This window comes from Nocardia sputi (genome assembly GCF_023501985.1).
In genome coordinates, this window is the sequence record NZ_JAMFLC010000001.1 from 37,078 (window position 1) to 50,454 (window position 13,377).

A 13,377-nucleotide genomic window follows, 5' to 3' on the forward strand; every position below is an offset into this window, starting at 1 on the left:
TGGTCTCATGCAGCGTAGCCAGAATGCGATCCAGCTCACAGGGCTCAGCCCGGACGACCTCGCGCGCTTGTACGCGTTTCCCGCCGAACTCGACGCGCCATGGGTCCGTGCCAATTTCGTCTCCAGCATCGACGGCGCCGCCACCAGCGGGAACCTGACCGAAGGGCTGGGCACTCCGGCCGACCGGACGGTGTTCATGCTGCTGCGCGAACTGGCGGAGGTGATCGTGGTGGGCGCGGGCACGGTACGCGCGGAGAACTACGGCGGTGCGCGCACCGACCCGGGGCGCCGCCGCGCGTTCCATCAACGCGGCATCGGCGGACATCCCGAGGGCGCGCCGCCGCCGATCGCGGTGGTCACGGCGAGCGCGGCGCTCGACCCCGGCGCGCGCCTGCTCACCGACACCCAGGTGCCGCCGCTGATCATCACGACCGCCACCGCGCCCGCCGATCGCAAACAACGCCTGGCGGACGCGGGCGCCGAGGTGATCGAAGCGGGGGACATCGTGGTGACACCCAGCGCACTGCTGCGCGTGCTCGCCGAACGCGGCCTGCTGCGCGTGCTGACCGAGGGCGGCCCGCACCTGTTCGGCGAACTGCTCGAGGCCGACGTCGTGGACGAACTCTGCCTGACCACCGCGCCGCTGCTGGTCGGTGGCGCGGCACGGCGAATCTCGCTGTCGGCGCACGAGTTCCGCCTCCGCATGACGCGCGCGCACGTGCTGCTGGACGACGACGGCACGATGCTCACCCGGTGGGCCCGTCGATGAAAGAACCGCCCGAACCTGGCAGGCTGTAGCAATGCGCTGGACTCGGGCTGCCGTGCTTGCCGCCACCCTCTCGATCGTGACCGCTGGTTGCGGCGCGGGACCGTCGGATCGTCCCGGTGTCGCGGTGCAGCGCCCGCCGGTCGCGGGCACGGCGACGACATCCGCGGCGCCCGCTCCCCCGCCGGACGCCGAGCTGCCCAAGACCGATCTCAGCTGGCGCGAGTGCACTCGACCGACGCTCGACCAGCTCGGGCTCGGCCCCGCCCCCGCCGGGCTGGTGCTCGACTGCGCCGAATACTCCACCCCGATCGACTCGACGGGCGCCGTGCTGGGCAACTTCCGGGCCGGCGCGATGCGGGCCCGGCTGGCGCAGACGCCTGCCGATGCGCCGCCGCTGGTGCTCACCTCGGGTTCGGATCGCTCCTCGTCCGCCACCCTGGCCGGATTGGCCGCGGGCCCGGCCTCCTCCGCGCTGCTGGCCGCCCGCCCGATCGTCGCGGTGGACCGGCGCGGCATCGGTAGCTCGCAACCGATCGACTGCCTGCCGCCGGAGATCCGCCGCGGCCTGGCCGACAATGCCCAATCCGGCGCGGGCGATCCGGTGGCGCGCATGACCAAGTTGAGCCAGGACGGCACCATCGCCTGCCGCGACTTCCTGCAGCCCTACGAGGGCACCTTCGACGCGCCGCACGCCGCCGACGACATCGAGCAGTTGCGCAGGCAGTGGCAGGTGGAGCACATCGCGCTGCTGGGCACCGGCAACGGCGCGAAGGTCGCGCTCAGCTACGCACGCAAGTACGGCGACCACCTCGCCCGGCTGGTGCTCGACTCGCCCGAACCGGTAGGCACGGATTCCGTCACCCGCGCCGAACAGGCCGTGCAGGGCGCGGAGGCGGCGCTGACCGCTTTCGCGCAGCGCTGCGTCGGCGTGGGGTGCTCGCTCGGCGCCGACCCCCGCGCCGCGGTCACCGACCTGGTGGACCGAGCCGGGACCGGCGGACTGGGCGATATTTCGGCGAACGCTTTGCTCACCGCGCTGTCGGGCTTCCTCGGCAGTCCGCGCGCCGACCAGGCCACCCGGGTCGGCGAGCTGTCCGACGCGCTCGCCGCGGCAGCGCGCGGTGACCGGGGACCGGTGAGCAACCTGATCACACGCGAAGCCGCGGCCATCGAGAGCGACGGCCAGTTCGTCAACCGGTGCACCGACACGCAGCTGCCGCCGACGCCGGACAAGGCCACGGAACTGGCGGGTACGTGGGCCGGCAAATATCCCGTTTTCGGCAAAGCGGCAGCGATCGCGCTGATGGAGTGCGCGGCCTGGCCGGTGTCGACCGCACCTCCGCTGCCGGAGAAGCTGGGCATTCCGGTGCTCGTGCTCGGCGGGGTCGCCGATCCGGTGGTCGGCAACGGCGGTCAATCGTCGGTGACCGGCACACTCGGTTCGGCGGGCGCCCGGCACGCGGCGCTGTCCTGGCAGGGTTTCGGCCATCCGGTGTCCACCCATTCCGGGTGCGCGCAGCGGGCGGTGCTCGACTATCTGAAGGACGGCAAACTTCCGGCGGACGGCACCGCCTGCCCGGCCTGAGCCGGGGCCGAGCAACCGCTCGGGTGGGGCGTCAGGCAGGTCCCGGCAACCGCCGGTAACCGATCCGGTGTACCGTGCCCCAGTGTTCCTTCGACAGCTCGAGCCCCGCACCGCTCGCACCACCGCCGAGGTGATCAAGTTCGCACTCTGGCCGCTGGCGGTCATGACGGTGCTGAACCGGGTTTTCATCAAGGCTGTCAATGGTTTCATCACCGACGACTACAAGCCGGTCTACCAGGCGTCCCTCGATTTCCTGAACGGGCGGCCGGTCTACACCGCCAACTTCGACTCGGTGGACCCGCACTACCTGTACCCGCCCAGCGGCACCCTGCTGATCGCTCCGATCGCGGCCATCGACTACGAGAAGTCGCGGTGGCTGTTCATCGCCTTGAACGCGATCGCGATCCTCATCGCGTGGTATCTGCTGCTGCGGCTGTTCCGGTACACCCTGAACTCGGTCGCCGCACCCGCGCTGCTGCTGGCGATGTTCATGTCCGAGACCGTGATCAACACGCTGGTGTTCACCAACGTCAACGGCTGTGTGCTGCTGGCTGAGCTGATCTTCATTCACCTGCTGTTGAAACGGAGGGACCTCTGGGCAGGCGCGGCGCTCGGGTTGAGCATCGCGGTGAAACCGACCTTGGCTCCACTGCTGTTGATCGCGCTGGTGCGCGGGCAATGGAAGGTGTTCGTGACCGCGATCGGCGTGCCGGTGGCGCTGACCGCGATCGCCTGGCCGCTGTCGAAGGACCCGGAGAAGTTCCTCAGTCGCACCGCGCCCTACATCTTCGAGTCCCGCGACTACTTCAACAGCGCGATCGTCGGCAACGGCGAGTACTACGGCCTGCCGCCGTGGCTGACCTGGGGCATGCGCGTGGTGCTGGGCGTGCTCGTGCTGATCTCGCTGTGGCTGCTGTACCGGTACTACCGCGAGGACGAACTGTTCTTCGTCTGCACCTCCTCCGGCGTGCTGCTGACCGCCTCGTTCCTGCTCAGCTCGCTGGGACAGATGTACTACTCGATGATGCTGTTCCCGTTCCTGATGACGGTGGTGCTGCGCAATTCGGTGCTGCGCAACTGGCCTGCCTGGCTGGCGATCTTCGGGTTCATGAGCTATGACAAGTGGCTGTCGGACCGCTGGCAGCACATCGGCCGCAACCTGGAGTACCTGCGCATCACCTTCGGCTGGGGTCTGCTGCTCATCGTCGTCTTCTGCGTGCTCGGCGAGCGCTATCTGGCCGCGCGGCGCGAGGGCAGGCTGCCGTTCGGCATCGATCCCGTGTGGATGAAATCCGCCCCGGACCCACGCGGCGACGCGCCGCAGCGACCGGTCCCGGGGTCCGACGGGGGCGTGACGGCTGGAACACCCGAGGCACCCAACAGCTCGACGCCCGCGGAGCAGGATCGTATTAGCGTGGAGCCATGAGTTCCGAAGCCGACACGTCTCTGCCCGCACCGCGGATCCAGCTCTCGCCGCAGGAATGGCGGTCGAAGCTGGACCCCGAGGAATACGCGGTGCTGCGCGAGGCCGCCACCGAGCGGCCGTTCACCGGTGCGTACACCGACACCAAGACCGAAGGCGTCTACGCGTGCCGCGCCTGCGGCGCCGAACTGTTCCGCAGCACCGAGAAGTTCGACTCGCACTGCGGCTGGCCCTCCTTCTTCGATCCGGCGGAGTCCGACGCGGTGATTCTCCGGTCGGACGACTCGCTCGGCATGCACCGTGTCGAAGTGCTGTGCGCTAACTGCCACAGCCACCTCGGACACGTGTTCGAGGGCGAGGGTTACAGCACGCCCACCGACAAGCGCTACTGCATCAACTCCATCGCCCTGCGACTGCACCCCTCGGACAGCGCAGCGGAGTAACGACCCGACGCTCACCGGCAGAGTACGTAGCCCGTAGGGCTCGGCGCATGCCCCGAAAACTCTGGGCAAGCGGCACGGGTGTGACCGGACCACCTGAAACGCCGATACGCGCTCTCGCCGCATCGGCTGCCGACCAGGTGACTCCCGGCAGGCGAGCCGGGAGTCCGAGCTGGAGCGGACCGCTGCAGCGCGCCGGAACAAACGCCCGCGTCGTCGGCCGCTACCGCCGGTCTACCGACCGGCGATTGCACACGGCAGCGAGTTCGCCAGGACCTCAGGGCAGAGCGGCGATCAGCTTCTCGATCTCCAGGCGGGGACCGGTGAAGAACGGAATTTCTTCGCGCACGTGCCGCCGGGCGTCGGTAGCCCGCAGATCACGCATCAGGTCGACGATGCGGTGCAACTCGGGCGCTTCGAAGGCCAGAATCCACTCGTAGTCGCCGAGGGCGAACGAGCTGACCGTGTTTGCCCGCACGTCGGGGTAGCCACGGGCGGCCTTCCCGTGTTCGGCCAGCATCCGGCGGCGCTCCTCATCAGGCAGCAGATACCACTCGTAGGACCGGACGAACGGGTACACGCAGATGTAAGCGCCCGGCTCCTCCCCGGCCAGGAACGCCGGGATGTGGCTCTTGTTGAACTCGGCGGGACGGTGCAGCGCCACATTGCTCCAGACCGGCGCGCAGGCCCGGCCCAGCTCGGTGGTGCGGCGGAAGTCGGCGTAAGCGGCTTGCAGGTCCTCCACGCGTTCGGCGTGCGTCCAGATCATGAAATCGGCGTCAGCGCGCATTCCCGCCACGTCGTAGATGCCGCGGACCACGACGTCACGGTCGGCGAGGCCGTCGAAGAACGCCTTGCCCTCCTTGGTCGCGGCGTCCCGGTCCTCGCCCAGCACTCCGGGTTGCACCTGGAACACCGAGAACATCAGGTAGCGGATGGTGGAGTTGAGAGCCTCATAGTCGAGTCGCGCCATAGCCCTATCGTGCCACTCGTCCGGCAGCACGCGATCCGCTGGGCAGCCACCCGTGCGCGACGCACGCTCGGCGGGATGGGTCGCGGCGCTCGGCCCGGGTAGCTCAGTGCGCTGTGTCCGCGCCGACTCGCGCCGCGATACGGTTCGCGGCGGCGGTACCGGAGGCGACGCACGCGGGTACGCCGACGCCGTGCAGGTACGCACCGGCCACGGCGAGTCCGTCGAGCGTCGCGACCTCGGCTTCGACGACCGCGATGCGGGCGGTGTGGCCGGGCGCGTACTGGGCGAGGCCGCCCGGCCAGCGCCGCACCACCGCCGCGACCGGTTCGATGGCGACTCCGGTGACGGTAGCCAGATCCCCGGTGGCGGCGGTGACCAGTTCGGTATCCGGCCACGACAGCGGGGAGTCGTCACCGAATTTGCCGAAAGACACCCGGACGACAGCCGTTTCCCGCTCGGCGAGATGTGTCCACTTACGGCTGGACAAGGTGAAAGCCTTGGCGCGCAGCGGTTCTCCGGTGGCCACCAGAATTCCGGAGTTCTGCGGGAGAGATGTCTCGCGGGGCAGCGCGAGCGCCACCACGACCGACGAGGACAACTCGACACCCGCAAGTTCGGCAGCGGCGCCGGGGGCGACGGCCTTCAACAGCCGTGCGGTCACCGGCGCCGGGGTGGCGAGGACCACCGCGTCCACGGCGCCGATCGGGTCCACCACCCAGCCACGCAAGCCCTTGGCCAGGCGTGTCCCCGGTGTCGCGGTGACGAATCGCGCTCCGGACCGTTCGGCGAGCGCCTCGAGCAGCACCCGGTAACCGTCGCGAATGCCGCCGAAGACCGGCGCGTTCGAGGGCGGCGGCAGCGCGGCGCCGACGGCGGCGGTGAGGCTGGGCGCACCGTCGTCCAGGGCCGCGGCCAGCGTCGGCAGTGCGGCGCGGACGCCGATGGAACGGGAGCTGCCCGCGTACACACCACCGAGCAACGGATCCACGCTGCGCTCGGCCACCTGCGCGCCGAACCGGTCGGCGACCAGGCGGTAGACGTCGACATCGGAGCCCGGCTCCCAAGCCAGAGGCCGGTCGGGCTCGGCGGCGATCCGTGCCAGCGTGGCGTCGTCGACCAGCCCCCGCATCGACTCGGCATTCGCCGGGACACCCATCAGCGTCCCTTCGGGCAGCGGATGCGCCGTCCCCGACGACCACACCAGCGGCCGGAGACCGGCGGGGGTCACCAGCTGCGACTCGAGACCGAGTTCACGCAGGAGCGCGGGCACCTCCGGCCGTCGGCCGACGAACGCTTCGGCCCCGAGATCCACTGGCTCCCCGGCTAATTCACCGGTGTAGAGAATGCCGCCGACCCGATCGGCCCGATCGAGCACGAGCACGTCGGCGTCCGGCCCCAGCGACGTCCGCAACCGATAAGCGGCCACGAGCCCGCTGATCCCACCGCCGACCACAGCGATACGCATGCCTCGACCGTATCGCGTGCCGCGACCGCGACCACCGAACGGTCGGCGCCCGATGACCCGGGACACACTCGTCACCGGCGGTTGCATATCGGCGGCGGGTCGACCATTCCGAAACGGGACCCGGCTCGATCGAGCGCGCCATGGACGCCCGGTACTCCGGGCCGGCGCGTGGCACAGGTCAGCTGACCTCGCTCGGACGGCACGCCGATGACGGTTCGTCCGCGTTCTCGGAAATCGCCATGCTGACCGCCCTATAGTTCGTGAACCAATTCCACCAATGCCGTCAGCACGCCGGGATCGGTATCCGGGAGCACCCCGTGGCCCAGGTTGAAGATGTGCCCGGTGGCGCCGAGCGTGATCGCCTCGTCCGCTTCGCGCGCGATCCGCCGGACCTGCTGTTCGATCGCGGCGGGTCCGGCGAACAGCACGGCGGGATCGAGATTGCCCTGCAACGCTTTTCCGGCTCCGACGCGGCGGACGGCATCGGTCAGCGGCACCCGCCAATCGACACCGACCACATCGGCGCCCGCCTCGCTCATGGCGCCGAGCAGCTCGCCGGTCCCCACGCCGAAGTGGATGCGCGGCACGCCCGCGTCGGCGATCTCGGCGAACACCCGCTCCGAATGCGGCAGCACGAAACTGCGGTAGTCGGCCAGCGAGAGCGCGCCCGCCCAGGAGTCGAACAGCTGCACCGCGTCGACGCCCGCCGCCAGCTGCGCTTGCAGGAACGCGATGGTGATATCGGTGAGCACGCCGAGCAGCGCGTGCCAGGTCTGCGGGTCGGCGTACATCATCGCCTTGGTGCGCTCGTGGTTCTTGCTCGGACCGCCCTCGACGAGGTAGGAGGCGAGGGTGAACGGCGCGCCGGCGAACCCGATCAGCGGCGTCTCCCCCAGCGCGTCCACCAGCAGGCGCACGCCGTCGGTGACCGCACCGACCTCTTCGGGGCGCAACCGGGGCAGCGCGCGCACGTCGTCCACCGTCCGCACCGGCGCGGCGACCACCGGGCCGACGCCGGGCACGATGTCCAGATCGATGCCCGCCGCCTTGAGCGGAACAACGATGTCGGAGAACAAGATCGCCGCGTCGACCCTGTGCCTGCGGATCGGCTGCAAGGTGATCTCGCACACCAGCTCCGGATCGAAGCAGGACTCGAGCATCCCGATGCCCGCCCGCACCTCGCGGTACTCGGGCAGCGAGCGTCCGGCCTGGCGCATGAACCACACCGGACGCCTGCTGGGCGTCGCGCCGGTAGCGGCGGCCAGGAACGGGGCATCGGTCAACCGGCGGCGGGTATGAGTGCTCATCACGGCTATCGTATGCGGGCCCGGCGGGAGGGGCGGACGCGGAGGCGACAGAGATGACCGCGCCGACGCCGCATCGCCTACAGCGGCGCGCCTCCGACTGCGCCGGGTGCACAAGGTCTACCGTCAGCATTCGTGACACCGCTCGACTTCCGCGACGGCGCCGCACCGACCGAAGGACCCGATGGCGAGCCAGCTCAGTTTCGCGCCGCGGTCGAGGCGATGGGCACCGCAACCGTGCACCCTCGGATCGAGCTCGCGCCCATCCGGCCGCCGCAACGACTCGCACCGTACTCCTACGCCATCGGCGCGGAGGTCAAACATCCGGAAGCCGCCGTGGTTCCGGTCGATTCCGAAGGCGACGCCTTCGGCAGGTTGATCCTGCTGCACGATCCGGACGGCGACGACACCTGGCACGGCACCCTGCGTCTGGTCGCCTACATCCAGGCCGACATCGATGCCGCGCTCGCCACCGACCCCCTGCTACCCGAGGTGGCGTGGAGCTGGCTGGTGGACGCACTGGAGTCGCGGACCGAGCCGTTCACCGCGCTCGGCGGCACGGTGACCTCGACCAGTTCGGTGCGTTACGGGGACATCGCCGGTCCACCGCGCGCTCATCAGCTGGAACTACGCGCCTCGTGGACGCCCGTCACCACCGACCTGCGCCCACATCTGGAGGCGTTCTGCGAGGTGCTGGCCTACGCGGCCGGGCTCCCCCCGGCGGGGGTCACCCAGCTGCGCGTACCACCCGGGCTGTCCGGCGATCACCCCTGAGCAGACCCGTGGCAGAGCGTGACCTGCGACGGAACCTCCGACACCCGCTCCACCGGGCCCGTCCGGCCCGATCCGTCGACACATATGCGCCGATAGGACGGCGGCGCCGTCGAGTCGGCACGTAAAGTTCATCACCATGTCCGTACCAGATGAAAACGAACCCTCGGTCGCGACGCCCCTGCTCGCGCCGACGGAGGGCGTGCCACCGGTACTGGACACCGCCGCCGAGATCAGCGCGGCCGCCGCCCTGCTGGTCGCGGGCACCGGCCCGCTGGCCGTGGACGCCGAGCGCGCCTCCGGGTTCCGCTATTCGGCACGCGCGTATCTGATCCAGTTGCGCCGGGCGGGCGCGGGCACGTTCCTCATCGATCCGATTCCGGTCACCGACGCTCTGGGTCCGCTGGCCGAGGCGATCAACGGACTGGAGTGGGTCCTGCACTCCGCGGATCAGGACCTGCCGGGTCTGGCCGAGCTCGGCTTACGCCCGGCCCGGCTCTTCGACACGGAGTTGGGCGGACGGCTGGCGGGTTTCGAGCGGGTCGGGCTGGCGGCGATGGTGGAGCGTCTGCTGGGTCGCGCACTGCGCAAGGGCCACGGGGCGGCCGACTGGTCCACCCGTCCCCTGCCCGCCGAGTGGCTGAATTACGCCGCCCTCGACGTCGAATTGCTGCTGGAACTGCGCGACGCCGTGGCCGCCGCTCTCGACGAGCAAGGCAAAACGGATTGGGCGGCACAAGAATTCGAGCACGTTCGCACCTTGGATCCGCCCGCGCCGAAGGCCGAACGCTGGCGGCGCACCTCGGGCATCCACACGCTGCGCCGCACCCGGCAGCTGGCGGTGGTGCGGGAGCTGTGGACCGCCCGGGACACGCTGGCCCGCGCCCGTGACGTGGCGCCCGCCCGTATCCTCCCCGATGCCGCGATCATCGCCGCGGCGGCCGCGGAGCCCAGATCCATCGCGCAGTTGCGCACCCTGCCCGTGTTCGGGGGTCCGCGACAGCGCCGGTATTCCCGCGAATGGCTCGCCGCGATCGAGCGTGGCCGCACGTTGCCCGACAGCGAGCTGCCGCCGCTCACCCAGCCCTTCGACGGCCCGCCGCCGGTCAATCGCTGGGAGCGCCGCGACCCGGCCGCGGCGGCCCGCCTGGCCCGGGCGCGTGCCGCCATGGGCGAGCTGTCGGCCGAGCACGGGATTCCGGTGGAGAACCTGCTCGCGCCGGACCTGGTCCGCCGCCTGTGCTGGGACGGGCTGCCCGACTACGACGTGGCCGAACCCTCCGCCGTCGACGGATTCCTGAAGTCCGGCGGCGCCCGGCCCTGGCAGCGGGAACTCGCGGTGCCGCGGTTGACCGCCGCGTTGCTACCGTCGGTCTAACATTCCCCGGGTGGTGCGGCTCGAGCGCCCGCGTCAGCGGGCTGCCAGCCACCCGCTGATGCGCCGGGCGATGTCCGGGCCGGTGAGGCCCAGTTCGGTGTGCACCTCACCGCGCGAGGCGTGCTCCAGGAACTGTTGCGGCACACCGAGATCACGGGTGGGGATGTCCAGCCCGGAGTTGCGCAGGCGGGCCGACACCGTCGAACCGATGCCGCCGTGCAACCCACCGTCCTCCAGGGTGACCACGAGCCGGTAGTTCTCCGCGAGCTTGAGCAACGTGTCGGAGACCGGCAGCACCCAGCGCGGGTCGAGGACGGTCACCGAAATCCCTTCGGAATCCAGCAGGTTCGCCGCTTCCAGGGCCGCTGCCGCGAACGAGCCCACCGCGACGAGCAGGACGTCGCCGTGCACCGCCTGCACCGAGCCGCCGTCCGGCTCGGCCATCCGCAGCACATCGATGCCGTCCAGCCGCTCCACCGCGGAGATGTCCTCGGCGACACTGCCTTTCGGGAAACGCAGCGCGGTCGGCCCGTCGTTGACGGCGAGCGCCTCGGCCAGTTCCTCACGCAGCGTCGCGGCGTCGCGCGGAGCGGCGACCCGGATGCCGGGGACGATCCCGAGCACCGACAGATCCCACATGCCGTTGTGGCTCGGTCCATCGGAGCCGGTGATGCCCGCACGGTCGAGCACCACCGTGACCGGCTGCTTCAGCAACGCCACGTCCATCAGCAACTGGTCGAAGGCGCGGTTGAGGAACGTCGAATAGATCGCCACCACCGGATGCATGCCGCCGAGCGCGAGCCCCGCCGCCGAGGCCATGGCGTGCTGTTCGGCGATGCCGACATCGAACATCCGGTCGGGGAAGCGCTCCCCGAACGCCGCCAGTCCGGTCGGGCCGGGCATCGCCGCGGTGATGGCGACGATGTCGGCGCGGCGCTCGGCGTGCGCGATCAATTCCTCGGAGAACACCGAGGTCCAGCCGCGCGCCTTCGGACCGCCGACCGGGACGCCGGTGAGCGGATCGATCGGGTCGCAGGCGTGCATCTGGTCGGCGACGTGGTTCTCGGCAGGCGCGTAGCCGCGGCCTTTCTGCGTGACGGCGTGCACCACGACGGGGCCGCCGAAGTCCTTGGCACGGCGCAGCGCCGCCTCCAGGGCGACGACGTCGTGGCCGTCCACCGGCCCGACGTACTTGAGGCCGAGATCGCTGAACAGTTCCTGCGGGCTGACCGCGTCCTTGATGCCCGCCTTCACCGCGTGCACCATCGAGTACGCCGATTCGCCCACCCGGGGAATGCTCTTCAAGAGGCGCTTGCCCGTGTCCAACGCGTGCTCGTAGGCGGGCTGGGTGCGCAGCGCGGTCAGCCGCTCGGCCAGGCCGCCGATGGTGGGCGCGTAGGAGCGGCCGTTGTCGTTGACCACCACGACGACGGGCCGGTCCGGGGCGGCGGCGATGTTGTTGAGCGCTTCCCAGCACATGCCGCCGGTGAGCGCCCCGTCGCCGACGATCGCGACCACGTGCCGGTCCTGCCCGCTCAACGCGAACGCCTTCGCCAGACCGTCCGCGTAGGACAGCGCTGCCGAGGCGTGCGAGGACTCCACCCAGTCGTGGGGGCTCTCGGCGCGGCTCGGGTAGCCGGACAGGCCGCCCTGCTTGCGCAGCGAGTCGAACTGATCCTTGCGGCCGGTGAGAATTTTGTGCACGTAGGCTTGGTGCCCGGTGTCGAAGATCAACGGGTCGGCCGGCGAGTCGAAGATCCGGTGCAGCGCGATGGTGAGCTCGACCACACCGAGGTTGGGGCCGAGGTGCCCACCGGTCGCGGCGACTTTGCGCACCAGGAACTCGCGGATCTCCTCCGCCAGCTCGCGCACTTGCGGCGCGGTCAGCCGGCGCAGATCATCGGGCGTGTCGACCCGGGAAAGCACTCCCACCTGAACTAGCTCCCTCCGGATAGCGCATCTGATCCATCAGTCTACGGAGCGGCGGCCGATGCTCCCGCACGAGAACGATCACACCGACCCGCATGGCATCGAAATGTGAGCCTCGACATACGGTACCCGGCATGCGGCGCCAGGGTGGGCCGGCCCGAGCAAGCGATGTCGCGGGCGATCGAAGCGGGCACGATGGTGCGGTACGGCTCGACAGGCGACCGACGAGGAGAGTTCCGTGGGCAAGAAGACCGATTCGCGCGCAGGCGCCGTCACGACCTACGGGCACGGCACCGCCCGCGCCACCCCGGACCTGATGCGGGTGACGATCTCCGTCGAATCGCGGGCGAGCAAGGTCGCGCTCGCCTATGGGCAGGCGGGCGAGCGCGTCGCCGCCGTCGCGCGATCGCTGCGGTCCGACGGCGTCGACGGCGCGGACATCGCCACCAGCGGACTGTCGGTGCAGACCGAAACGGTATGGACCGAGGGTCAGGGCAACCGCATCACGGGTTACCTCGCGAGCACGTCGCTGACCGTCGCGTTGCGTGACATCGGCGAGGAAGCCGATCCCGGCCCGGGCACCGTCATCGCCAACTGCGTCGAGGCGGGCGGTGACGATGTCCGCCTCGGCGGTCTCGTCCTCACCTTCGCCGACCAGGAGTCCCTGCTCACCCGGGCCCGCGACGCCGCCTGGGAGAACGCCCGGGCCAAGGCCGACCAGTACGCGCAACGTGCGCAGCGGGCGCTGGGCAAGGTCATCGAGATCACCGAGGACACCGCCGCTGCCCCTCCGGTCCCGCGCGCGCAGTCCCTGTCCGCGCCCATGGAGGCCTACCGCGCCGCCGCCATCCCGGTCGAACTGGGCCAGAGCGAAATCTCGGCGGGTATCCGCGTCACCTGGCAACTGGAGTGACGGCACATCGCCACGGCCAGGCGGTCCGACGACCCGGGTAACCGGAGGCCCGCCTGATCTCAACCGGCGAGGAACTCCAGCCGATTTCCCACCGCGTCGTGGGTGTGGAACCGCCGCCGGCCCTGGATCTCCGCCGGATCGGCCCACACGACCGGATATCCGGCCGCTGCGACCGCTTCGGCGACAGCATCGATGTTCACGACGAACGCGGGGTGCGCCTTGACGGCGGGACGGAAGTCGGCTTCCACGCCGACGTGCAGTTCCCCGTCCGGGCCGCCGTGGCCCGGGACACGGAACCAGCAGCCGCCGCGCGCGGCCGACAGCGGCGGCTTCGGCAATTCGGGCCACCCCAGTACCCCGGCATAGAAACCACGCTGCCGGTCCTCGGCGCCTGTGGGACAGCACAATTGGACGTGATGGATCATCC

At 70.4% G+C, this 13,377-nt stretch carries 12 protein-coding genes; 7 read left to right on the forward strand and 5 right to left on the reverse strand.

Translation table 11 applies throughout. The features are described from left to right. Positions 1-7: 7 nt before the first annotated feature. The 4 genes from M8859_RS00200 to msrB all read left to right on the forward strand — a co-directional run bounded on the left by M8859_RS00200 (position 8) and on the right by msrB (position 4,220). Positions 8-769, forward strand: a complete 762-nt coding sequence (locus M8859_RS00200; protein ID WP_159919460.1) for a pyrimidine reductase family protein — start codon at positions 8-10, stop codon at positions 767-769. Between the two features lie 31 nt (positions 770-800). Next, on the forward strand, positions 801-2,354 hold the full coding sequence (locus tag M8859_RS00205; RefSeq protein ID WP_159919462.1) for an alpha/beta hydrolase: 1,554 nt from the start codon (positions 801-803) through the stop codon (positions 2,352-2,354). Positions 2,355-2,436: 82 nt separating this feature from the next. Then, positions 2,437-3,780, forward strand: a complete 1,344-nt coding sequence (locus M8859_RS00210; protein ID WP_236565236.1) for a glycosyltransferase family 87 protein — start codon at positions 2,437-2,439, stop codon at positions 3,778-3,780. Continuing rightward, positions 3,777-4,220, forward strand: coding sequence for a peptide-methionine (R)-S-oxide reductase MsrB (gene msrB / locus M8859_RS00215; protein WP_159919466.1), 444 nt, complete (start codon positions 3,777-3,779; stop codon positions 4,218-4,220). The genes M8859_RS00210 and msrB overlap by 4 nt, the downstream gene beginning before the upstream one ends. Before the next feature lie 274 nt (positions 4,221-4,494). Here msrB and hemQ read toward each other — a convergent pair whose 3' ends face one another. From hemQ to hemE, 3 genes are all read right to left on the reverse strand, one after another. Beyond that, positions 4,495-5,190, reverse strand: a complete 696-nt coding sequence (hemQ, locus tag M8859_RS00220) for a hydrogen peroxide-dependent heme synthase (protein WP_195139077.1) — start codon at positions 5,188-5,190, stop codon at positions 4,495-4,497. Between the two features lie 103 nt (positions 5,191-5,293). Beyond that, the gene (locus M8859_RS00225) at positions 5,294-6,655 is read right to left on the reverse strand and encodes a protoporphyrinogen oxidase (RefSeq protein WP_195070544.1); all 1,362 of its coding nucleotides are present in this window, start codon (positions 6,653-6,655) and stop codon (positions 5,294-5,296) included. 251 nt (positions 6,656-6,906) lie between these two features. Beyond that, positions 6,907-7,962 carry a uroporphyrinogen decarboxylase gene (hemE, locus tag M8859_RS00230; protein ID WP_159919472.1) on the reverse strand — a complete coding sequence of 352 codons (1,056 nt, stop codon included), beginning with the start codon at positions 7,960-7,962 and terminating at the stop codon, positions 6,907-6,909. Between the two features lie 132 nt (positions 7,963-8,094). Here hemE and M8859_RS00235 point away from each other — a divergent pair, with 132 nt between their 5' ends. Beyond that, positions 8,095-8,733, forward strand: coding sequence for a DUF3000 domain-containing protein (locus M8859_RS00235; protein ID WP_159919474.1), 639 nt, complete (start codon positions 8,095-8,097; stop codon positions 8,731-8,733). A 136-nt stretch (positions 8,734-8,869) separates the two neighbouring features. Continuing rightward, positions 8,870-10,108: an HRDC domain-containing protein gene (locus M8859_RS00240; protein WP_159919476.1), complete on the forward strand. Its 1,239-nt coding sequence runs from the start codon at positions 8,870-8,872 to the stop codon at positions 10,106-10,108. A 33-nt stretch (positions 10,109-10,141) separates the two neighbouring features. Here the strand turns inward: M8859_RS00240 and dxs are convergent, their stop codons facing one another. Beyond that, entirely contained in the window at positions 10,142-12,040 is a 1,899-nt protein-coding gene (gene dxs, locus M8859_RS00245) for a 1-deoxy-D-xylulose-5-phosphate synthase (protein ID WP_195070543.1), read from the reverse strand. 235 nt (positions 12,041-12,275) lie between these two features. On the opposite strand from dxs, the gene M8859_RS00250 reads away from it, so the two are divergent. Beyond that, positions 12,276-12,950 carry an SIMPL domain-containing protein gene (locus M8859_RS00250; protein WP_159919480.1) on the forward strand — a complete coding sequence of 225 codons (675 nt, stop codon included), beginning with the start codon at positions 12,276-12,278 and terminating at the stop codon, positions 12,948-12,950. Positions 12,951-13,009: 59 nt separating this feature from the next. On the opposite strand, the gene M8859_RS00255 is transcribed toward M8859_RS00250, so the two are convergent. Next, positions 13,010-13,375, reverse strand: coding sequence for a VOC family protein (locus M8859_RS00255; protein WP_249643590.1), 366 nt, complete (start codon positions 13,373-13,375; stop codon positions 13,010-13,012). Positions 13,376-13,377: the final 2 nt, after the last annotated feature.

Bases quoted from the DNA above. Each gene is read 5' to 3' on its own strand.
- M8859_RS00200 (WP_159919460.1), top strand. From the start codon at position 8: ATGCAGCGTAGCCAGAATGCGATCCAGCTCACAGGGCTCAGCCCGGAC.
- M8859_RS00205 (WP_159919462.1), top strand. From the start codon at position 801: ATGCGCTGGACTCGGGCTGCCGTGCTTGCCGCCACCCTCTCGATCGTG.
- msrB (WP_159919466.1), top strand. From the start codon at position 3,777: ATGAGTTCCGAAGCCGACACGTCTCTGCCCGCACCGCGGATCCAGCTC.
- hemQ (WP_195139077.1), bottom strand. From the start codon at position 5,190: ATGGCGCGACTCGACTATGAGGCTCTCAACTCCACCATCCGCTACCTG.
- M8859_RS00225 (WP_195070544.1), bottom strand. From the start codon at position 6,655: ATGCGTATCGCTGTGGTCGGCGGTGGGATCAGCGGGCTCGTGGCCGCT.
- hemE (WP_159919472.1), bottom strand. From the start codon at position 7,962: ATGAGCACTCATACCCGCCGCCGGTTGACCGATGCCCCGTTCCTGGCC.
- M8859_RS00240 (WP_159919476.1), top strand. From the start codon at position 8,870: ATGTCCGTACCAGATGAAAACGAACCCTCGGTCGCGACGCCCCTGCTC.
- M8859_RS00255 (WP_249643590.1), bottom strand. From the start codon at position 13,375: ATGATCCATCACGTCCAATTGTGCTGTCCCACAGGCGCCGAGGACCGG.